The sequence below is a fragment of the Pseudomonas sp. YH-1 genome, assembly GCF_051990045.1.
In the GTDB taxonomy this organism is placed as follows: Bacteria; Pseudomonadota; Gammaproteobacteria; order Pseudomonadales; family Pseudomonadaceae; genus Pseudomonas; species Pseudomonas nicosulfuronedens.
Map to the genome: position 1 here is coordinate 408,117 of NZ_CP178184.1, position 22,114 is coordinate 430,230.

The 22,114-nt window shown below is 65.6% G+C and carries 11 protein-coding genes; 9 read left to right on the top strand and 2 right to left on the bottom strand.

Annotated features, from left to right (window positions below):
- Nucleotides 1-101: 101 nt before the first annotated feature.
- Nucleotides 102-3,047, bottom strand: coding sequence for a bifunctional [glutamate--ammonia ligase]-adenylyl-L-tyrosine phosphorylase/[glutamate--ammonia-ligase] adenylyltransferase (gene glnE, locus ACKI1H_RS01910; protein ID WP_440467515.1), 2,946 nt, complete (start codon nt 3,045-3,047; stop codon nt 102-104).
- Nucleotides 3,048-3,291: 244 nt separating this feature from the next.
- Here glnE and aceE point away from each other — a divergent pair, with 244 nt between their 5' ends.
- From aceE to msrA, 4 genes are all read left to right on the top strand, one after another.
- Nucleotides 3,292-5,940: a pyruvate dehydrogenase (acetyl-transferring), homodimeric type gene (gene aceE / locus ACKI1H_RS01915; protein ID WP_169935986.1), complete on the top strand. Its 2,649-nt coding sequence runs from the start codon at nt 3,292-3,294 to the stop codon at nt 5,938-5,940.
- Nucleotides 5,941-5,951: 11 nt separating this feature from the next.
- A complete protein-coding gene (gene aceF, locus ACKI1H_RS01920; protein WP_138524016.1) occupies nt 5,952-7,589 on the top strand; it encodes a dihydrolipoyllysine-residue acetyltransferase in 1,638 nt (545 codons plus the stop codon).
- A gap of 279 nt (nt 7,590-7,868) precedes the next feature.
- On the top strand, nt 7,869-10,568 hold the full coding sequence (locus tag ACKI1H_RS01925; RefSeq protein ID WP_440467516.1) for a putative bifunctional diguanylate cyclase/phosphodiesterase: 2,700 nt from the start codon (nt 7,869-7,871) through the stop codon (nt 10,566-10,568).
- Between the two features lie 132 nt (nt 10,569-10,700).
- Nucleotides 10,701-11,348, top strand: coding sequence for a peptide-methionine (S)-S-oxide reductase MsrA (gene msrA, locus ACKI1H_RS01930; protein ID WP_440467517.1), 648 nt, complete (start codon nt 10,701-10,703; stop codon nt 11,346-11,348).
- A gap of 190 nt (nt 11,349-11,538) precedes the next feature.
- Here the strand turns inward: msrA and ACKI1H_RS01935 are convergent, their stop codons facing one another.
- Nucleotides 11,539-12,375: a 23S rRNA (adenine(2030)-N(6))-methyltransferase RlmJ gene (locus ACKI1H_RS01935; protein WP_440467518.1), complete on the bottom strand. Its 837-nt coding sequence runs from the start codon at nt 12,373-12,375 to the stop codon at nt 11,539-11,541.
- Between the two features lie 178 nt (nt 12,376-12,553).
- On the opposite strand from ACKI1H_RS01935, the gene ACKI1H_RS01940 reads away from it, so the two are divergent.
- From ACKI1H_RS01940 to selO, 5 genes are all read left to right on the top strand, one after another.
- Entirely contained in the window at nt 12,554-14,356 is a 1,803-nt protein-coding gene (locus ACKI1H_RS01940; RefSeq protein ID WP_440467519.1) for an acyl-CoA dehydrogenase, read from the top strand.
- Between the two features lie 164 nt (nt 14,357-14,520).
- Complete coding sequence (locus tag ACKI1H_RS01945) at nt 14,521-15,204, top strand: hypothetical protein (RefSeq protein ID WP_440467520.1); 684 nt, start codon at nt 14,521-14,523, stop codon at nt 15,202-15,204.
- A 100-nt stretch (nt 15,205-15,304) separates the two neighbouring features.
- Nucleotides 15,305-17,047: a potassium/proton antiporter gene (locus ACKI1H_RS01950; protein WP_138524004.1), complete on the top strand. Its 1,743-nt coding sequence runs from the start codon at nt 15,305-15,307 to the stop codon at nt 17,045-17,047.
- An 84-nt stretch (nt 17,048-17,131) separates the two neighbouring features.
- Entirely contained in the window at nt 17,132-20,494 is a 3,363-nt protein-coding gene (gene mscK / locus ACKI1H_RS01955) for a mechanosensitive channel MscK (protein ID WP_440467521.1), read from the top strand.
- 58 nt (nt 20,495-20,552) lie between these two features.
- Nucleotides 20,553-22,013, top strand: coding sequence for a protein adenylyltransferase SelO (gene selO / locus ACKI1H_RS01960; RefSeq protein WP_440467522.1), 1,461 nt, complete (start codon nt 20,553-20,555; stop codon nt 22,011-22,013).
- Nucleotides 22,014-22,114 lie beyond the last annotated feature (101 nt).

Sequence of the window (22,114 nt, forward strand, 5' to 3'; positions counted from 1 at the left end):
TCCTGACCTCTGTATAGCTGCACAAGCAACCGACAGCGCGGCCCGCTCCGGCGATCATCATCCCGCCGGATGCTGGCTACTTCATAGGAAATCGCAGCGAATCAGGTCAGCTCGAAGGCCTTCCACATCTGCATCACCATGCGTCTTTCCGCATGGAAGTGGTCGCCGCTCACCACGCCCGGCTGCTTCTGCAGGGACAATCGGTGCGCCGCCGCCCGGTAGGCCTTATAGGCGTCCTGCAACTTCAGGACATCCTCACCGGACATCAACCCGACCCGCTCCAGTGCTTCCAGGATGCGGATATTGTCGGTGAACTCCACCAGCTCCGGGTGTTGCCACGACCAGGCCAGGGCCGCGTATTGCACCATAAATTCGATATCGACGATACCACCGGCATCCTGCTTGAGATCGAACGGGGCCGCGGCCTCGAAGGCATTCGGCGCGGTGCCGGCGGCCGTGCTGGGGGTGCCGAGGTTGTCGCGCATCTTGGCGCGCATCTCGCTGACCTCCTTGCGCAACTCCGGCAGATCGCGTTGCTGGCCGAGCACTTTCGCGCGGATCGCCTCGAAGGCCCTGGCCACCCGCTGGCAGCCGGCGAGCACACGGGCACGCACCAGCGCCTGGTGCTCCCAGGTCCAGGCCTCGCCCAGCTGGTAGGCCTCGAAGGCGCGCAGCGAGCTGACCAGCAGGCCGGAGGCACCACTGGGACGCAGGCGCATGTCCACTTCATAGAGCATGCCCGAAGGCGTCTGCGCGGTGAGGAAGTGGATGATCTTCTGCCCCAGGCGCGTATAGAACTGCGCCCCATCGATGGGCTTGGCGCCGTCGGTCTCGCTCTGCGGGTCGCCATCGTGGATGAACACCAGGTCCAGGTCCGAGCCATGGCCCAGCTCCAGGCCGCCGGACTTGCCGTAGCCGATGATGATGAAGTCCGGATCGCACGGCGTGCCGTCCACACGGGTCGGCCGGCCGTGGCGCTGCACCAGTTGGTCCCAGGTCAGGCTCAGCACCTGTTCGAGGATCGCTTCGGCCAGCCAGGTCAGGTAGTCGCTGACCTTCATTAAAGGCAGAGTCCCTGCGATTTCCGAGGCCACTACGCGCAGGGCATGGGCCAGCTTGAAGTGGCGCAGGGTTTCCATCTGCTGCTCGAGGTCGTCCTCCGGGATGCGCATCAGCCGCTCGCGCAACTCGGCGCCCAGCTCGGCGGCCTGTGGCGGGCGGAACAAGCGCCCTTCATTCAATAGCTCGTCGAGCAGGATGGGGAAGCGCGCAATCTGCTCGGCCACCATCGGGCTGGCCGCACAGAGCGTCAGCAGACGCTCCAGCGCGCCGGGGTTTTCGGTCAGCAGCACGAGATAGGCGGAGCGCCGCGCCACCGCCTCGATCAGCGGCAGTGTGCGCTCCAGCAGTACATCCGCCGGGCCGCGCTCGGCAATCATGTTCAGCAGGCGCGGCATGAAGGCGTCCAGCCGCTCGCGGCCCAGGCGCTGCATGGCTCGCACCTGCGTGCCGTGGCGCAGGTCGGTGAGGCGCTTCCAGGCCGCCGCCGGCTGGGTGAACCCGGCGTCGGCGAACTGCCGGCAAGCAGACTCTTCATCCACCGCCTCTTCCCACAAGGGGATCCACTCGCCACCGATGGTGGTATCCACCTGGCCTTCTTCATCTTCATCCGGATCGGCGATGACCTGGCGGAAGTGCCAGTCGATGCGGTCGCGCCACTGGTTGGTGGCCTGGTGGAAGGCCGACCAGTTGGCGAAGCCCATGATGAAGGCGACGCGGATACGCTCGAACTCGTCCTCCGGCAGCATCTGCGTCTGGCGGTCGGCGATGGCCTGCAACGCGTGCTCGGCATAGCGCAGGAATTCGTAGCCCTCGCGCAATTCGGCAACCACCTGCGGCGGCAGGTAACCCTGCCCTTCGAGGATCGCCAGCACGCGCAGCAGCGGCCGCTGCTGCAGGCTCAGGTCGCGACCGCCATGGATCAACTGGAAGGCCTGGGCGATGAACTCCACCTCGCGGATGCCGCCGGCGCCCAGCTTGATGTTCTCGCTCATGCCCTTGCGCCGGACTTCCTGCTGGATCAGCTGCTTCATGGTGCGCAGCGCCTCGATGGCGGAGAAGTCCAGGTAGCGGCGGTAGACGAACGGGCGCAGCAGGTCCAGCAGGCGCTGGCCGGCCTCCTGGTCGCCACCGACCACGCGAGCCTTGATCATCGCGTAGCGTTCCCAGTCGCGCCCCTGATCCTGGTAGTACTGCTCCAGCGCAGCGAAGCTGTGCACCAGCGGGCCGCTGGAGCCGTAGGGGCGCAGACGCATATCGACGCGGAAGGCGAAGCCTTCGACGGTGATGGCGTCCAGCGACTTGATCAGCTTCTGCCCCAGGCGAGTGAAGAACTCCTGGCTATCCAGCGCACGCTTGGCGCCCTGGGTCTCCCCACCCTCGGGGTAGCCGAAGATCAGGTCGATGTCCGAGGACAGGTTCAGCTCGCCAGCGCCCAGCTTGCCCATCCCCAGCACGATCATCTTCTGCGGCAGGCCCGAGCGGTTGCCGATGGGCACGCCGAACTGCTGGCAATGGCGCTGATAAAGCCAGGCCAGGGACTGGTCGATGCTGGCGTCGGCGAGGTCCGACAGGTCGCGACAGGTGCCCGCGAGGTCGCTGCGGCGAGTCAGGTCGCGCCAGATGATGCGCATCTGCTGGCGTCGACGGAAGCGACGCAGGCGGCGGCCCAGTTCGTCCTCGTCGGCGCAGTCGGCCAGCAGCGCTTCCAGTTGCGCGCCCATCTCACCGGGCTGCAGGGCACGCTCCAGTTCGCCGGTCGCGGCCAACGCCAATAGAAAGGCAGGATCGCGCTGGACCTGCTCGGCGACGAAATCGCTACCGGCGGTGACGCGGGCGAAATCGGCATGCCGCTCGTCGGACCAGCTGTCGAAGCTGTCGATCTGCTCGGCGGAAAGCGCGGCGATGGCGGTACGGAAATTCTGCTCAGCGCGCTCGGCGAGAGGCTTGAGAGTAGCCGGCAAAGCGGCCAGGGACGGCAGGCTCATGGTCTATCCTGAGTGGTCGGCGAGGCGCCGGCATTCCTGTCTTTTCGTGCCCCTGTAGTTTTACTACTAACTTTTTCGAGGGGAGGGATGTATCCGCTGGCGATTTGTAGTAAAACTACAACCCGCCGGGCGTACCCCCGGAGCACTTCCAAGAATTCGCCGCGTCGCCCACGAGGTTGGCGCAGCTATCGGCAACGATCTACTGGCTTCCGATTCTGGAAGCCTTTCCGCCCTGGAGCAAGCCATGCAAGACCTCGATCCCGTCGAAACCCAGGAATGGCTGGACGCCCTGGAATCGGTCCTGGACCGTGAAGGTGAAGACCGCGCCCATTACCTGATGACCCGCATGGGCGAGCTGGCCAGCCGGTCCGGCACCCAACTGCCCTACGCCATCACCACGCCGTACCGCAACAGCATCCCGGTGACCCACGAAGCGCGCATGCCCGGCGACCTGTTCATGGAGCGCCGCATCCGCTCCCTGGTGCGCTGGAACGCCCTGGCGATGGTGATGAAGGCCAACAAGAACGACCCGGATCTGGGTGGCCACATCTCCTCCTTCGCCTCCTCGGCGACTCTGTATGACGTTGGCTTCAACTACTTCTTCCAGGCCCCGACCGACGAGCACGGCGGCGACCTGGTGTTCTTCCAGGGCCACGCCTCCCCCGGCGTCTACGCCCGCGCCTTCCTCGAAGGCCGCATCAGCGAAGACCAGCTGAACAACTTCCGCCAGGAAGTGGACGGCAACGGCCTGTCTTCCTACCCGCACCCCTGGCTGATGCCGGACTTCTGGCAGTTCCCGACCGTATCCATGGGTCTGGGTCCGATCCAGGCGATCTACCAGGCGCGCTTCATGAAGTACCTGGAAAGCCGCGGCTTCATCCCCGCCGGCAAGCAGAAGGTCTGGTGCTTCATGGGCGACGGCGAGTGCGACGAGCCTGAATCCCTGGGGGCGATCTCCCTGGCCGGCCGCGAGAAGCTGGACAACCTGATCTTCGTCATCAACTGCAACCTGCAGCGCCTCGACGGCCCGGTTCGCGGCAACGGCAAGATCATCCAGGAACTCGAAGGCGTGTTCCGTGGCGCCGAGTGGAACGTCAACAAGGTGGTCTGGGGTCGCTTCTGGGACCCGCTGTTCGCCAAGGACACCGCCGGCCTGCTGCAGCAGCGCATGGACGAGGTCATCGACGGCGAGTACCAGAACTACAAGGCCAAAGACGGTGCCTACGTGCGTGAGCACTTCTTCGGTGCCCGTCCGGAGCTGCTGGAGATGGTCAAGGACCTCTCCGACGAGGAAGTCTGGAAACTCAACCGTGGCGGCCACGACCCCTACAAGGTCTATGCGGCCTACCACCAGGCGGTCAACCACAAGGGCCAGCCGACCGTCATCCTGGCCAAGACCATCAAGGGCTACGGTACCGGTTCGGGCGAAGCGAAGAACATCGCGCACAACGTCAAGAAGGTCGACGTCGAGTCCCTGAAGTCGTTCCGCGACAAGTTCGACATCCCGGTCAAGGATGCCGACCTGGAAAACCTGCCGTTCTACCGCCCCGAAGAAGGCAGCGCCGAAGCCAAGTACCTGGCCTCCCGCCGTGCTGCGCTGGGCGGCGTGATGCCGGTTCGCCGCGAGAAGAGCTTCCAGGTCCCGGTTCCCCCGCTGGAAACCCTCAAGGCCATGCTCGACGGCTCGGGCGACCGCGAAATCTCCACCACCATGGCCTTCGTGCGGATCATCTCGCAGCTGGTCAAGGACAAGGAACTCGGCCCGCGCATCGTCCCGATCGTGCCGGACGAAGCCCGTACCTTCGGTATGGAAGGCATGTTCCGTCAGTTGGGTATCTACTCTTCCGTCGGCCAGCTGTACGAGCCGGTGGATAAAGACCAGGTGATGTTCTACCGCGAGGACAAGAAAGGTCAGATCCTCGAGGAAGGCATCAACGAAGCCGGCGCCATGTCCAGCTGGATTGCCGCGGGTACCTCGTACTCCACGCACAACCAGCCGATGCTGCCGTTCTACATCTTCTATTCGATGTTCGGCTTCCAGCGTATCGGCGACCTGGCCTGGGCCGCTGGCGACAGCCGCGCCCACGGCTTCCTGATCGGCGGTACCGCCGGCCGTACCACCCTGAACGGTGAAGGCCTGCAGCACGAAGACGGTCACAGCCACCTGCTGGCAGCGACCATCCCGAACTGCCGCACCTACGATCCGACCTATGCGTACGAGCTGGCGGTGATCATCCGCGAAGGCTCGCGGCAGATGATCGAAGAGCAGCAGGACATCTTCTATTACATCACCGTGATGAACGAGAACTACGTCCAGCCGGCCATGCCCAAGGGCGCAGAGGAAGGCATCATCAAGGGCATGTACCTGCTCGATGAGGACAAGAAGGACGCCGCGCACCACGTGCAGCTGCTGGGTTCGGGCACCATCCTGCGCGAAGTCGAAGCCGCCGCGAAGATCCTGCGCGAAGACTTCGGCATCGGCGCCGACGTCTGGTCCGTTCCGAGCTTCAACGAACTGCGCCGCGACGGCCTCGCCGTGGAGCGCTGGAACCGCCTGCACCCGGGTCAGAAGCCCAAGCAGAGCTATGTCGAAGAGTGCCTGTCCGGCCGCAAGGGCCCGGTCATTGCCTCCACCGACTACATGAAGCTCTATGCCGAGCAGATCCGTCAGTGGGTTCCGAGCAAGGAATTCAAGGTCCTGGGCACCGACGGCTTCGGCCGCAGCGACAGCCGCCGCAAGCTGCGCGACTTCTTCGAAGTCGACCGCCACTGGGTGGTGCTGGCCGCGCTGGAAGCCCTGGCTGATCGCGGTGATATCGAACCCAAGGTCGTGGCGGAAGCCATCGCCAAGTTCGGCATCAACCCCGAAAAACGTAACCCGCTGGACTGCTGAGGAGAGGCACGATGAGCGAACTGATTCGTGTACCCGACATCGGCAATGGCCAGGGTGAAGTCATCGAGCTGCTGGTCAAGGTGGGCGACACCGTCGAGGCCGACCAGAGCCTGCTGACCCTGGAATCCGACAAGGCCAGCATGGAAATCCCCTCGCCCAAGGCCGGCGTGGTGAAAAGCCTGAAGGTCAAGGTGGGCGACACCCTGAAGGAAGGCGACGAGATCCTCGAACTGGAAGTCGAGGGTGGTTCGGCTGCCGCCGAAGCGCCCAAGGCCGAAGCACCGGCTCCGGCCGCCGAGGCACCGAAGGCAGAGGCTCCGGCCGCTGCCCCGGCTGCCGCGCCCGCCGCTGGCGCCAGCGTCCAGGACATCCACGTCCCGGACATCGGCTCAGCCGGCAAGGCCAACGTCATCGAAGTCATGGTGAAAGCCGGCGACACGGTCGAAGCCGACCAGTCGCTGATCACCCTGGAGTCGGACAAGGCCAGCATGGAAATCCCCTCGCCGGCTTCCGGCGTGGTAGAGAGCGTATCGATCAAGGTCGGTGACGAAGTCGGCACCGGTGACCTGATCCTCAAGCTCAAGGTCGCGGGCGCTGCTGCCCCGGCCGCGGCGGAAGCTCCGGCTGCTGCTCCGGCTCCGGCCGCTGCTCCTGCCGCCGCTCCCGCGCCGACCGCTGCAGCTCCGGCCAAGGCACCTGAAGCTGCTCCGGTGGGTGCGCCCAGCCGTGACGGCACCAAGGTCCACGCCGGCCCCGCCGTGCGCATGGTTGCCCGCGAGTTCGGCGTCGAGTTGGGCGAAGTCAAAGGCACCGGTCCGAAAGGCCGCATCCTCAAGGAAGACGTGCAGGCGTTCGTCAAGGAACAACTGCAACGCGCCAAGTCCGGCCCGGCTGCGGGCGCTACCGGTGGCGCGGGCATCCCGCCGATCCCGGAAGTCGACTTCAGCAAGTTCGGCGAAGTGGAAGAAGTGGCCATGACCCGCCTGATGCAGGTCGGCGCCGCCAACCTGCATCGCAGCTGGCTGAACGTGCCGCACGTGACCCAGTTCGACTCGGCCGACATCACCGAGATGGAAGCCTTCCGCGTGGCCCAGAAAGCCGTCGCGGAGAAGGCCGGCGTCAAGCTGACCGTACTGCCGATCCTGCTGAAAGCCTGCGCCCACCTGCTCAAGGAAATGCCGGACTTCAACAGCTCCCTCGCCCCCAGCGGCAAGGCGCTGATCCGCAAGAAGTACGTGAACATCGGCTTCGCCGTGGACACGCCGGACGGTCTGCTGGTCCCGGTGATCAAGAACGTCGACCAGAAGAGCCTCCTGCAGCTCGCCGCCGAAGCCGCCGAACTGGCCGAGAAAGCGCGCACCAAGAAGCTCTCCGCCGACGCCATGCAGGGCGCCTGCTTCACCATTTCCAGCCTCGGGCACATTGGCGGCACCGGCTTCACGCCGATCGTCAACGCGCCGGAAGTGGCGATCCTGGGTGTCAGCAAGGCGACCATGCAGCCGGTGTGGGACGGCAAGGCCTTCCAGCCGCGCCTGATGCTGCCGCTGTCGCTGTCCTACGATCACCGCGTGATCAATGGGGCGGCCGCCGCGCGCTACACCAAGCGCCTGTCGGACCTGCTGGGCGATATCCGCACCCTGCTCCTGTAAGTGCGGCTGCTGTAAGTGTTGTAAAGGCCGGCCCCGCGCCGGCCTTCCTCTCGACGAGCACGCCACGCTCGTACTCTCCAGCCCTGCCGGATGGCGGGGCTTCTTTTTTTGCCGGACAGGCGGTCACGCCTGGCTCCCGCCGCTCGCTCAACTTCGCTCTGTGATGGCCGATACAGTCTTGGCTTGTCATGGCCCCGTGCCTCATGCAAATCTTGCCAACGCCCATAGAAGTCGGGTGGGGCGAAGTACCCCATCCAGCACCCTGGAAATCTCCCGCGCATGAAGAGTCATCCCGATGCCGCCAGCCGTCAGGCGGCCGAGGTTGTCACGCAGCTTCCCGTCCCTTCGAGGCTCGGGATGCTGCGCTTCGAGCGCCTGAATGAACCCAGCTGGACCCTGCTGTTCCTCGACCCCGGTTGTGAGCGGCAGATCGGCGTACCGGCCCAGGACCTCTGCGGCATCCTTGACGCCCCCTACGCCAGCCTGATGGAGCCCGAGGCGCGCCATCGCCTGCATGAGCAGGTGCAGCAGCAACTGCTCAAGGACGGCCGCTACCGGGTGCGCTACCTGCTCCACTCGCCGCGCGGCACGCTGAACGTGCTGGAGGTCGGCGAAAGTTTCCAGCAGCACGGTCGCCAACTGCTCCACGGCTACCTGCTGCAGACCGAGGCGGACGAGCACGAAACCGAACTCGACCCGCGCCTGCTGGACCTGGAAGCGCAGAACATCCGCCTGAAGATGTCCCTGGAGATGTACCAGCGCTCCCAGGACGAACACCTGCAGCACCTGGTGCGCTCGCGCACCCAGCAGAACCTGATCGTGCGCCTGGCGCGGCACCGCTACCTGTCCAGCGACCCGCTGCTCGAAGCCGCCCAGCTGATCGCCCAGGCCGCCTGCGAGGCCTACGACGTGGCCCGCGCCGGCATCTGGCGCCTGCACCCGGACCATCGCCTGGAAGCGGTGACCATCTACCGCCGCGACACCGACCAGTACGAAAAGCCCCAGGACATCGACGCCAGCAATTTCCCCAATTACCTCGACGCGGTCCACAGCGGCCGCGCCATCGACGCCCACAATGCCCAGCAGGACCCGCGCACCCAGGAACTGGCCGCACGCTACCTGCGCCCGCAGGGCATCAGCGCCATGCTTGACGCCACCATCCGCGTCGGCGGCGAAGTGGTCGGCGTGCTCTGCCTGGAACATGTCGGCGAAGTACGCATGTGGCAGAGCGACGAGATCGCTTTCGCCGGCGAGCTGGCCGACCAGTATGCCCAAGTATTGATGAACCACGAGCGGCGCAACGTCTCCAGCGCACTGCACCTGTTCCAGCGCGCCGTCGAGCAGAGCGCCAGCGCCTTCCTGCTGATCGACCGCGACGGCCTGGTGGAGTACGTCAACCCGAGCTTCACCGCGATCACCCAGTACGGCGCCGACGAAGTGCGCGGCCGTCGCCTGCCGGAGCTGCCGGCGCTGGCGAACCTCAGCGAGCTGCTGTTCGACGCGCGCTCCACCCTGGTGACGCAGAACAGCTGGCAGGGTGAGTTCCGCAGCCGGCGCAAGAACCTCGAGCCGTACTGGGGCCAGTTGTCTCTGTCCAAGGTCTACGACGACAAGGGCGAGCTGACCCACTACATCGGCATCTACGAAGACATCACCCAGAGCAAGCTGGCCCAGCAGCACATCGAGAAGCTCGCCTACCGCGACAACCTCACCGGCCTGGCCAACCGGCACTTCTTCATCAATGCCCTGGAAGAGCGTCTGCAGGTAGGCAGCGAGCACTCGCTGAGCCTGCTGCTGGTGGACATCGACAACTTCAAGCGGATCAACGACAGCCTCGGCCACCAGACCGGCGACAAGCTGCTGGCCAACCTCGCCCGCCGCCTGCGCAGCAGCCTGAGCGACAGCGCCACCCTGGCGCGCTTTGCCAGCAACGAATTCGCCGTGCTGCTGGAAGAGTCCGTGGCCGGCCGTGGCGAGAAAGTCGCCGCGCAGATCCTCGAGGTGCTCGACAAGCCGCTGTTCGTCGACAATCAACTGATCAGCATCACCGGCTCGGTCGGCATCGCCTACGCGCCACAGCACGGCCAGGACCCGCAGACGCTGATGAAGCACGCAGGCCTGGCGCTGCACAAGGCCAAGGCCAACGGCAAGCACCAGGTGCAGACCTTTACCGAGGCAATGACTGCCGAGGCCAGCTACAAGCTGTTCGTCGAGAGCAACCTGCGCCGCGCGCTGGTGCAGGACGAACTGGCAGTGCACTACCAGCCCAAGCTGTGCCTGCGCAGTGGCGCGCTGCTCGGCCTGGAGGCACTGCTGCGCTGGCAGCACCCGGAGAAGGGGATGATCCGCCCGGACCAGTTCATCAGCGTCGCCGAGGAAACCGGGCTGATCATCCCCATCGGCAAGTGGGTGATCCGCCAGGCCTGCCGCCAGGTGCGCGAGCTGGCCGCCAAGGGGCTGGGCGAGCTGCACATGGCGATCAACCTGTCACCCAAGCAGTTCAGCGACCCGGACCTAGTCGGCTCCATCGCCGCGATCCTCCACGAAGAAAGCATTCCGGCCTCTCAGCTCGAGCTTGAACTCACCGAGAGCCTGCTGCTGGACGCCACCGACGACACCCGCCAGCAGCTGGAGCGCTTGAAGAGCCTCGGCCTGACCCTGGCGATGGACGACTTCGGCACCGGTTATTCGTCACTGAGCTACCTGAAGAAATTCCCCATCGACGTGATCAAGATCGATCGCAGCTTCATCAAGGACATCCCGGATAACCAGGACGACATGGAAATCACCTCGGCGGTGATCGCCATGGCCCACAACCTCAAGCTGCAGGTGGTCGCCGAAGGTGTCGAGACCGCCGCCCAGTTGGCCTTCCTGCGGCGCAACCGCTGCGACATCGGCCAGGGCTACCTGTTCGACAAGCCCATCCCCAGCCACGACCTGTCTTCCAGCCTGCAGCGCTATCCCTGCCGCCCACATTGAGGCGCTCTGGCGCGGCGTGCCCGCAGCCAGTTCCGCAAGCGGTACCAAACCTCCCGCAAAGCAAAACAAACGCTGTAATCTTCGGCGAGTACCCGAGTCTATTGCCGCCCCTATTCAGAGGAGACGAATGCCATGACCCTGCGCTCGCAAATACTTGCCCACAAGCTGGAACTGCCCAGCTCCGCCCAGGCCCTGCCCGGGCGCGAGAGTCCGATGTCGGTGCCCGAAGCGCATTACGTCAATGGCCACCCGCTGACCGCGCCCTTCCCGTCGGGCCTGCAGCAGATCGTCCTCGGCATGGGCTGCTTCTGGGGCGCCGAACGGCGTTTCTGGCAGCAACCCGGCGTGTGGGTCACCGCGGTGGGATACGCCGGTGGCTTCACACCGAACCCGACCTACGACGAAGTCTGCTCCGGGCTGACCGGCCACAGCGAAGTGGTACTGGTGGTCTACGACCCGCGTGAAACCACCATCGAGGCACTGCTCAAGGTGTTCTGGGAATCCCACGACCCGACCCAGGGCATGCGCCAGGGCAATGACACCGGTACCCAGTACCGCTCGGTGATCTACTGGTTCGACCAGGCGCAGAAAGCCGCCATCGACGCCAGCCGCGCGGCCTTCCAGAAAGAGCTCAGCGCCAAGGGCTACGGCGAGATCACCACGGAGATTCGCGAAGTGCCGCCCTTCTACTATGCCGAGACCTACCACCAGCAGTACCTGGGCAAGGTCCCCTACGGCTACTGCGGCCTCGGTGGCACGGGCGTCTGCCTGCCGGCGTGAGCCGGCTCTTGTAGGAGCGAGCTTGCTCGCGAACCGGCAGCGCAATGAGGCTGTTCGCGAGCGAGCTCGCTCCTACACAGGCGCCGTATCCGCTCGGCGCGTTGCAGACACCGGCCGCGATCGGCCCTGCCCCACGCTGAACCAACACGGTCATAGCCATGAAAAAGCCCCGGCACTGCCGGGGCTTTTTTCATTCGGCGATCAGCCAGTCCACCTGGCTGCTACCTTCGCTCTGCGCCAGGGTCTCGGCCAGCCAGGGCAGCAGGCCGCGCAGCTCTCCGTCCAGCGGCCACGGCGGATTGACGATGACCAGTCCGGAGCCGTTCAGGCGATCGGCCGTCTCGGCCGGGTGCACGCACAGCTCCACGCGGAGCATCTTCGGTGCCGAGCTCTTTTCCAGGCGCTGGTAGAAGCGCTTGAGCTGGCGACGGTCCTTGATCGGATACCAGATCGCGACCACGGTCTGACGCATGCGGCCGATGGCTTCGTCCAGGGCGACCACGCAGCGCTCCAGGTCGTCAGGCTGCTCGAAGGGCGGGTCGATCAGCAGCACGCCGCGCTTCTCCGCCACCGGCAGGAAGGCACGGGGCAGCAGCCAGCCGTCGCCCTGGTGCACCGAGATACGGCGCTCGCCGCCCATGTTGGCCTTGAGCAGGCGGCCGTCTTCCGGGTGCAGCTCGTTGAGCAGGACGCGGTCTTGCGGACGGGTCAGGCGGCGCGCCAGCTCCGGCGAGCCGGGGTAGTACTCCAGACCGCCATCGGGGTTGAGCGCACGCACCACCTCCAGGTAGTCCTGCAGCAGCTCCGGCAGGTCATCGCGCTCATACAGGCGGCCGATGCCCGACTCCCACTCGCCGGTGCGGCTGGCTTCATCGCCCAGCAGGTCGTACAGGCCGATGCCGGAATGGCTGTCGAGGTAGGCAAAGGGCGTGTCCTTGCGCGCCATCAACGCGAAGAGGCGGGCGAGGACGATGTGTTTCAGCACGTCGGCGTGGTTGCCGGCGTGGTAAGCGTGGCGGTAGTTCATGGATAGCGGACTCCTCAAGGCGCGCAGTTTAGGTCCTGGGGCGGGTGCGGTGCGAGTCCGCCGTCGCCGGGGCCCGCCGGGAGGCCGGGCGTTTTAGCCCTTTATCACGCTCATGGATGATTCTGTGCGCGCTTCATTCACCAGACTAGACTGCGGCGATTCCCACGGAGGTCGATCCATGTCCGAGACCCTGCTCAGCTCCCGCAACCTCGCTTTCGAACTCTACGAAGTGCTCGACGCCGAGGCCCTGACCCAGCGCGAACGCTTCGCCGACCACAACCGCGAGACCTTCGACGCCGCCCTGGGCACCGCCCGCGGCATCGCCGAGGAGCTGTTCGCCCCGCACAACCGCAAGAACGACGAGAACGAACCGCAGTACGTCGATGGCGGCGCGGTACTCATCCCGGAAGTGAAGCCGGCGGTGGACGCCTTCAATGAGGCCGGCTTCCAGAACGCCTCGCGCAGCTTCGAACAGGGCGGCATGCAGCTGCCGCACCTGCTGTCGCGCGCCTGCTTTGCGCACTTCCAGTCGGCCAACATCGCCACCTCGTCGTACCCGATGCTGAGCATGGGCGCCAGCCACCTGATCGAGACCTTCGGCAGCGACGAGCAGAAACGCCTGTTCCTGCAGCCGATGATCGAGGCGCGCTTCTTCGGCACCATGGCGCTCACCGAGCCGCACGCCGGCTCGTCCCTGGCCGACATCCGCACCCGCGCGGAGCCGGCCGCCGACGGCAGCTACCGGATCAAGGGCAACAAGATCTTCATCTCCGGCGGCGACCACCCGCTGTCGGACAACATCGTGCACATGGTGCTGGCCAAGCTGCCGGACGCCCCACCCGGCGTAAAAGGCATCAGCCTGTTCATCGTGCCCAAGTTCCTGGTCAACGAAGACGGCTCCCTCGGCGCGCGCAACGACGTGACCCTGGCCGGCCTGTTCCACAAGATGGGCTGGCGCGGCACCACGTCCACCGCGCTGAACTTCGGCGACAAGGGCGAGTGCGTCGGCTACCTGGTCGGCAAGCCGCACCACGGCCTGGCCTACATGTTCCAGATGATGAACGAGGCACGCATCGGCGTCGGCATGGGCGCCATCATGCTCGGCTACGCCGGCTACCTGTACTCGCTGGAGTACGCCCGCGAACGCCCGCAGGGCCGCCCGGTGGACGCCAAGGACCCGACCTCCGCGCCGGTGTCCATCGTCCAGCACACCGACGTCAAGCGCATGCTGCTGACCCAGAAGGCCTATGTCGAGGGCGCCTTCGATCTCGGCCTGTATGCCTCACGACTGGTGGACGACTGCGAGACGCTGGCGACCGAAGAAGAACGCAAGCAGGCCCACGAGCTGCTGGACCTGCTGACCCCGATCGTCAAATCCTGGCCCTCGGAGTTCTGCCTGAAGGCCAACGAACTGGCGATCCAGATCCTCGGCGGCCACGGCTACACCCGCGAATACCCGGTGGAGCAGTACTACCGCGACAACCGCCTGAACCCGATCCACGAAGGCACCCACGGCATCCAGTCGCTGGACCTGCTGGGCCGCAAGCTGGCGCAAAACAACGGCGCCGGCCTCAAGCAGCTGACCCGCCTGATCAACCAGACCTGCGAGCGCGCCCAGGCGCACGCCTCGCTGGACAAGCTGCGCGAGCCGCTGGAGCAGCTGATGGCACGCCTGTCCGCGACCACCCTGAGCCTGCTCGGCGACCTGATGCAGGGGCGCGTGGCCCAGGGCCTGGCCAACTCGGCGCTGTACCTGAAGGTCTTCGGCCATGCCGTAATCGGCTGGCGCTGGCTGGAGCAGGCCATTCGTGCCGAAGAAGGCCTGGCGCGCGGCGATGCCACCGATACCGACTTCTACCGCGGCAAGCTGCAGGCCGCGCGCTACTTCCTGACCTGGGAAGTGCCGTCCTGCCACCATGACCTGACGCTGCTCGAAGCTCGCGACGACACCTGTTCCACCATGCAGGACGCCTGGTTCTAGGCCCCCGCATGCCCCTTGTGCCCCGGTCACGTCCGGGGCTTTTTTATGCCCGTGGAAACGTGGGCCCTGGCAGCAATGCTGCAGGACACCGATTGAATTGAAGGAATATTCAGACAGCAACAGCTGACCAGGCCGACAGCGAAGTCGGGGGCGTTTGCCGTTGAATGGCGCCCGCGCAACTTTTCACCTTCATGACCATGGCCGCCTACCCCACCTTCCTCGCCAACGCTTCACGCCGCTGCCTGCATTGGCTGCCCCTGCTTGCCATCACGGTAGCGCTGGGTTGTGTGCTCGCCCTGTTCAACACCGGCCCGGCCGACGCCCTGCCCGAGGGCAACTCGCAGCGCAGCCAGAACGCGTCCCTCAGTTCCACCCCCATCTTCACCGAAGCCAATGACGAGGCCGTCCGGCACGTCGACGATTACCTGAAGAGCATCGATACGGCGATGAGCAACGGGCTCGAGGTCCTGCGCGGCGGCGATGGCAAGTCGATCACCGCGCAGGGCCGCTACTTCAATGCCCTGGTCAATGCGGGCTACGCCCAGTTCGGCTCCTCCTACTACGACCCGCTGGGCAGTTGCGGCGTAGCCGGCAGCTCCGCTCGCCACCTGTGGCACACGCAGGTCCGCGCGATCAGCGGCGAGACGAACATCGCCGGTGAGGTCGGCAAGGCCCGCACCACCTTGCAGCGTGACCGTCAGGCCTGCCTCGACTCCGTCCGGCTGCCGCTTGAGGAGGCCGTTGCCTGGGCGCCCACCCAAGTGACTTCGCCCAGCCTGGTGCCCACCTGGGCCACCAGCGGGGCCTGGCCCGAAACCACCGCCGAGCGGACCTCAACAAACCTTTGACAGCCTTGTAAATCCGCAGGTTAGAATCGATTGGCATGCGGCCTGCATCCTGATCCTTGAGTAGCGTCGCCACTCCCCCATTCCCCAGGAGGTCGACACCTTGGATGCCGTGGCCATCAACAGCTATTTCCTGATCGCTGCGGTGCTGATCGGCATGAGCATCCTGGTCAGTTCGCTGTCTTCGCGCCTGGGCATCCCGATCCTGGTCATCTTCCTTGCCGTGGGCATGATCGCCGGCACCGACGGTCCCGGAGGCATCGGCTTCTCCAACTACCCCATGGCCTACCTGGTGGGCAACCTGGCGCTGGCGGTGATCCTGCTGGACGGCGGTTTGCGCACACGGGTGTCGAGCTTCCGCGTGGCACTCTGGCCGGCCCTGTCACTGGCCACCGCCGGGGTGCTGATCACCGCCGGGCTCACCGGCATTGCCGCCGCCTGGCTGTTCAAGCTGAGCTGGATGGAAGGCCTGCTGATCGGCGCCATCGTCGGCTCCACGGATGCCGCAGCAGTGTTCTCGCTGCTGGGCGGCAAGGGCCTGAACGAGCGGGTTACCGCGACTCTGGAAATCGAATCGGGCAGTAACGACCCCATGGCGGTGTTCCTCACCGTCACCCTGATCGACATGCTTGCCCATGGCGAGAGCGGCCTGTCCTGGAGCTTCCTCTGGCACTTCCTCCGCGAATTCGGCATCGGCTCGGTGCTGGGCCTCGCCGGCGGCTGGCTGCTGCTGCAGGTGATCAACCGCATCCACCTGGCCAACGGCCTCTACCCGCTGCTGGCAATCAGCGGCGGCCTGCTGATCTTTGCCCTGGCCAACGCGGTGCACGGCAGCGGCATCCTCGCCATCTACCTGTGCGGCCTGGTGCTGGGCAATCAGCCGATCCGCTCGCGCCACGGCATCATGCACATGCTCGACGGCATGGCCTGGCTGGCGCAGATCGGCATGTTCCTGGTACTGGGCCTGCTGGTCACGCCCCATGACCTGTGGCCAATCGCCCTGCCCGCCCTCGGCCTGGCGCTGTGGATGATCCTCTTCGCCCGCCCGCTGTCGGTGCTGGTCGGCCTGTTCCCGTTCCGCGCCTTCCATGGCCGCGAGAAGGCTTTCATCGCCTGGGTGGGCCTGCGCGGCGCGGTGCCGATCATTCTGGCGGTGTTCCCGCTGATGGCCGGGCTGCCCAACGCCCAGCTGTTCTTCAACGTGGCTTTCTTCATCGTGCTGGTCTCGCTGCTGGTGCAGGGCACCAGCCTGCCCTGGGCCGCCAAGCTGCTGCGCGTGGTGGTGCCGCCGGACCCGGCGCCGATCTCCCGCGCCGGCCTGGAAGTCCACCCCACCAGCGAGTGGGAGCTGTTCGTCTACCACCTCAGCAAGGAAAAGTGGTGCATCGGCGCCGCCCTGCGCGAGCTGAAGATGCCCGAGGGCACCCGTATCGCCGCGCTGTTCCGCGGTACCCAGCTCCTGCACCCGTCCGGCAGTACCATCCTCGAGGCCGACGACATCCTCTGTGTGATCGGCCACGAGCATGACCTCTCGGCGCTGGGCAAGCTGTTCAGCCAGGCGCCGGATCGCGGCCTGAGCGCACGCTTCTTCGGCGACTTCGTCCTCGAAGGTGACGCGCAGCTTTCCGCCGTGGCGTCGCTCTATGGCCTGAAGCTCGAAGGCGTGGACGGCGAACAGAATCTGGGCCGTTTCATCGCCCACGAAATTGGCGGCCAGGCGATCATCGGCGACCAGGTGGAATGGAACGGCCTGACCTGGACCGTGGCCGCGCTGGACGGGAACAAGATCCGCAAGGTCGGGGTCAAATTCCCGGAAGGCCGTCCCGGCCCCGGTCTGTTCCTCTGACCGCCCACCGGCACCCGCTTGCGGGTGCCGGCCTGCCAGCACTACCCTCACTCCACTTTTTTGCACGAGCCGCTGAACGCGACCATGTCATTCCTGCTGCGTACCCTTCTGACCGCCGTCCTCCTGGCCGGCTCGCTCACCGGCCTGCCCGCGCTGGCCGCCGAATCCACCGTGCCGAGCGCCGAGAAGGTGCAGCAGAGCCTCGACGGCCTGGCCGACCGCAAGCTGGCCGACGCCGAGGCCAAGCCGATCAAGGCCAGCCTGGAAAACACCCTCAAGTTGCTGGCCAGCAAGGCTGACAGCGAGAAGCAGCTGGAGGAACTGAACGGCAAGCTGGCCGACGCGCCCAAGCTGATCAACGAGAACCAGAAGGCCCTCACCCGCCTCAAGGCCACCAGCGAAAAACCGGCCAGCCAGCGCTACGGCAGCTACAGCGCCACCCAGCTGGAAATGCTCCTCAACGAGCAGTCCACCCAGCTTGCAGCCTGGCAAAAGGACATGGTCGACGCCAAGAGCGAGATCCTCACCGCGCAGACCCGCCCCGAGCGCGCCCAGGCTGACCTGAGCAAGAACCAGACGCGTCTGCTGGATATCAACACCACGCTCAAGGCTGGCAAGGAAGGCTCGAAGCCGCTCGCCGAGGAGCGCCGCAACGAGCTGCTGGCTGAACAGGCTTCGCTCACGGCGCAGAACCAATTGCTGCGCAAGCAATTGGCGGGCAACAACCTGCTGCTGGACCTCGCCTCCAGCCAGCGCGACCTGCTGGCCGAGCGCATCGGCCGCGAGGAACGCGAGACCCTCGAACTGCAGGCGATGATCAGCGACAAGCGCCGCGAACAGTCGGAGAAGACTGTCGCCGAACTATCCAAGGACAGCAGCCAGGCCGCCGGCACCGACAGCCTGCTGAGTCAGCAGAGCGCAGCCAACCTCAAGCTCTCCGACTACCTGCTGCGCACCACCGATCGCCTCAACACCCTCACCCGGCGCAACCTGGAAGCCAAGCAGCAGCTGGATAACCTGACCCAGGGCGAGCAGGCCCTGGACGAACAGATCAATGTGCTGCGCGGCAGCCTGCTGCTGTCGAAAATCCTCTACCAACAGAAGCAGTCGCTGCCGGTCATCAAGACCGACCAGGACCTCGCCGACGAGATCGCCGACCTGCGTCTGTACCAGTTCGAGCTGAACCAGAAGCGCGACGAGATCAACAACACCCAAGTCTACATCGACAACCTGCTGGCCCAGCAATCGCAGGAAAGCGTCACCCCGCAACTGCGCCATGACCTCGGCGAACTGGTGGACACCCGCCTGGAACTGATGGAGCGCCTCAACCACGAGCTGAACGCGCTCCTCAACGAAGCCATCACCCTGCAGCTGAACCAGAAGCAGCTCAAGGAAACCAGCGACAGCCTGCGCGCCACCCTTGACGAGCAGATGTTCTGGATTCCCAGCAACCGCCCGCTGGATCTGTCGTGGTTCAAGATGACCCCGACCCTGCTGCACCACCAACTGGCCGAAGTGCCCTGGGGCTCGGGGGTGAAGGAGCTGTTCGAAGGCCTGATCGACCGGCCCTTCCTGTTCCTGCCGCTGCTCCTGCTGGTCGCCGGGCTCTTGTGGAAGCGCAAGTTCCTCTACGACAAGCTGGAGTCGCTGAACGACGACATCGGTCACTTCAAGCGCGACAGCCAAGCCCACACCCCACTGGCCCTGCTGCTCGCCGTACTGCTGGCACTGCCCGGCACCCTGGCGCTGGCCATCGCCGGCCTCGCGCTGCTGCTCGACGCCCGCGGGCAGAACGCTACCCTGGGCAGCGCGCTGCTGGAGATGGCGCAGGTCTGGCTGGTGTTCTACACCGCGCACCGCATCCTGCGTCCGGGCGGCATCGCCGAGCGGCACTTCCACTGGAGCCAGCCGCAGGTGCTGTTCCTCGGCAAGCTGATGCGCCGACTGGGCCTGGTGGTGATGTCGCTGGTCGCCGTGGTCACCGTCGCCGAACACGCGCCGGCCTCCCTGGCTGATGACGTGATCGGCATTGCCGTGGTGCTGTTCGGCTACGGCGCCATGACCTGGCTGCTCGCCCAACTGCTGTTCAAGAGCCCGTCCAGCGAACGCCCGTCGATGATCAAGATGATCGTCGGCCTGGGCTTCACCGCCCTGCCGGTAGCGCTATTCCTGGCCGTGGGCTTCGGCTACTACTACACCGCGCTCAAGCTCACCGATCGACTGATCGATACCCTGTTCCTGCTGATGTTCTGGATGGTGGTGGAAGCCACCTTCGTCCGCGGCATGGGTGTCGCCGCCCGCCGCCTGGCCTACCAGCGCGCGCTGTCGAAGCGCCAGAACACCCCCAAGGAAGGCATCGAGGGCACCGAGGTGGTCGAAGAGCCGACCCTGGGTATCGAGCAGATCAACGACCAGTCCATGCGCCTGATCCGCCTGGGCCTGCTGATCGGATTCGTGGTCACCCTGTACTGGGTCTGGGCCGACCTGATCAGCGTCGTCTCCTACCTCGACAACGTGACCCTCTACCAGTACACCAGTGGCACCGGCGACGCGGCGTCCACCACGCCGATCAGCCTCAGTGACTTCCTCATGGCACTGGTGATCGCCGCCGTGACCGTGGCCCTGGCGCGCAACCTGCCCGGCCTGCTGGAAGTTCTGGTGCTGCAACGCCTGACCCTGGCCCAGGGCAGCGCCTACGCCATCACCACCCTGCTGTCCTACACCATCAGCGGCATCGGCTTCGTCAGCGCGCTGTCCACCCTCGGGGTGAGCTGGGACAAGCTGCAATGGCTGGTGGCCGCGCTGTCGGTTGGCCTGGGCTTCGGCCTGCAGGCGATCTTCTCCAACTTCGTCTCCGGCCTGATCATCCTCTTCGAGCGCCCGGTACGGATCGGCGACGTGGTGACCATCGGCACGCTGTCCGGCACCGTCAGCCGGATTCGCATCCGCGCCACCACCATCACCGACTTCGACCGCAAGGAAATCATCGTCCCCAACCAGACCTTCATCACCGGCCAACTGGTGAACTGGTCGCTGAGCGATACCGTCACGCGCGTCACCATCAAGATCGGCCTGGCCTACGAGAGCGACCTGCCGCTGGCGCGCAAGATCATGCTCGACGCCGCCCATGCCAACACCCGCATCCTGCGCGACCCGGAGCCGGTGCTGTACTTCACCACCATCAGCGCCAGCACCTTCGACTACGAACTGCGCTTCCATGTGCGCGAACTGGGCGACCGCAACCCGGCGGTGGACGAAACCCTCACCCGCATTGCCCTGGCCTTCCGCGAGGCTGGCATCGACATGGCCTTCAACCAGGTCGACGTGTTCCTGAAGAACTTCCAGGGCCAGGAAGCCCAGGTCATCGTTGGCCAGCAGCAACCCACCGCCACACCGGTGAAGCTGCCCGCAACGCAGAACGAGAAGCCCGCCGGCGACAAGGCCTAAGGGTGGACGCCTTCGGACAAGTCCGAGCACAATGCTCGGACTTGTCCCGGAGATGCGTGTGAAAAAGCTCGACGAACTGACCTTCGATAACCGCTTCGCCCGCCTGGGCGACGTGTTTTCCACCCAGGTCCTGCCCGATCCCATCGCCGACCCACGCCTGGTCGTCGCCAGCCCCGCCGCCATGGCCCTGCTCGACCTCGACGCGAGCGAGGCAGACAACCCGCTGTTCGCGGAAATCTTTGCCGGCCACAAGCTCTGGGAAGAAGCCGATCCGCGCGCGATGGTCTATTCCGGGCACCAGTTCGGCTCCTACAACCCACGCCTGGGCGACGGCCGCGGCCTGTTGCTGGGCGAAGTGGTCAACGACGCCGGAGAACACTGGGATCTGCACCTCAAGGGTGCCGGACAGACCCCCTATTCGCGCATGGGCGATGGCCGCGCGGTGCTGCGCTCGTCGATCCGTGAATTCCTCGCCAGCGAATACCTCACCGCCCTGGGCATTCCCAGCAGTCGCGCACTGTGCGTGACCGGTTCCAGCACCACGGTGTGGCGCGAGTCCAGGGAAACTGGCGCCATGCTGTTGCGCCTAGCGCCCAGCCACGTGCGCTTCGGCCACTTCGAGTACTTCTACTACACCCAGCAGGAAGAACAGCTGCGCACCCTCGGCGAGTTCGTTCTCCAGTCGTATTACCCGCAGTGCCTGGGCGACGAGAAGCCTTACCTCGCGTTCTTCCGCGAAGTCGTCGAGCGCAACGCCGAGATGATCGCCCTCTGGCAGGCCTACGGCTTCTGCCACGGTGTAATGAACACCGACAACATGTCGATCCTCGGCATCACCTTCGACTACGGCCCCTACGCCTTCCTCGACGACTTCGACGCCAACCACATCTGCAACCACTCCGACGACACCGGCCGCTACTCCTTCAGCAACCAGGTGCCCATCGCCCACTGGAACCTCGCCGCCCTTGGCCAGGCGCTGACGCCCTTCGTCGAAGTGGACGACCTGCGCGCCACCCTGGACCTCTTCCTGGCGCTCTACCAGGCGCACTACCTGGACCGGATGCGCCGCAGACTTGGCCTCACCACCGCCGAAGACGGAGACCTGGAACTGGTGCAGCGCCTGCTGCAATCCATGCAGAAAGGCGCAGTGGACTATTCGCTGTTCTTCCGACGCCTCGGCGACCAGGCACCCGAGCAGGCGCTGGCCATGGTCCGGGAAGACTTCGTCGACCTCGCCGGCTTCGACGCCTGGGCCGCCGACTACCGGGCCCGCGTTGAGCGTGAAGGCGGCGGCCAGGACGAGCGACGCGCCCGCATGCACGCCGTCAACCCGCTCTACATGCTGCGCAATTACCTCGCCCAGGAAGCCATCACGGCTGCCGAACAAGGCGACTACAGCGTCGTGCGCCGCCTGCATGAAGTGCTCAGCCGGCCCTTCGAAGAGCACCCGGATGCCGAAGCCTTCACCCGTCGCCCGCCGGACTGGGGCAAGCACCTGGAGATCAGTTGCTCGTCCTGAGCCGGTTATAAGCTCAGCGAAAAGCGATCTAGCGGCGCCCCGGCCACATTGCTCCCGGTCATTGACCAGGGCCGGGCGCCGCTCGCATCCTCGGGGCTTTC

Coding starts and splice junctions, on each gene's coding strand:
- glnE (WP_440467515.1), bottom strand. CDS start 3,047: ATGAGCCTGCCGTCCCTGGCCGCTTTGCCGGCTACTCTCAAGCCTCTC.
- aceE (WP_169935986.1), top strand. CDS start 3,292: ATGCAAGACCTCGATCCCGTCGAAACCCAGGAATGGCTGGACGCCCTG.
- aceF (WP_138524016.1), top strand. CDS start 5,952: ATGAGCGAACTGATTCGTGTACCCGACATCGGCAATGGCCAGGGTGAA.
- ACKI1H_RS01925 (WP_440467516.1), top strand. CDS start 7,869: ATGAAGAGTCATCCCGATGCCGCCAGCCGTCAGGCGGCCGAGGTTGTC.
- msrA (WP_440467517.1), top strand. CDS start 10,701: ATGACCCTGCGCTCGCAAATACTTGCCCACAAGCTGGAACTGCCCAGC.
- ACKI1H_RS01935 (WP_440467518.1), bottom strand. CDS start 12,375: ATGAACTACCGCCACGCTTACCACGCCGGCAACCACGCCGACGTGCTG.
- ACKI1H_RS01940 (WP_440467519.1), top strand. CDS start 12,554: ATGTCCGAGACCCTGCTCAGCTCCCGCAACCTCGCTTTCGAACTCTAC.
- ACKI1H_RS01945 (WP_440467520.1), top strand. CDS start 14,521: ATGGCGCCCGCGCAACTTTTCACCTTCATGACCATGGCCGCCTACCCC.
- mscK (WP_440467521.1), top strand. CDS start 17,132: ATGTCATTCCTGCTGCGTACCCTTCTGACCGCCGTCCTCCTGGCCGGC.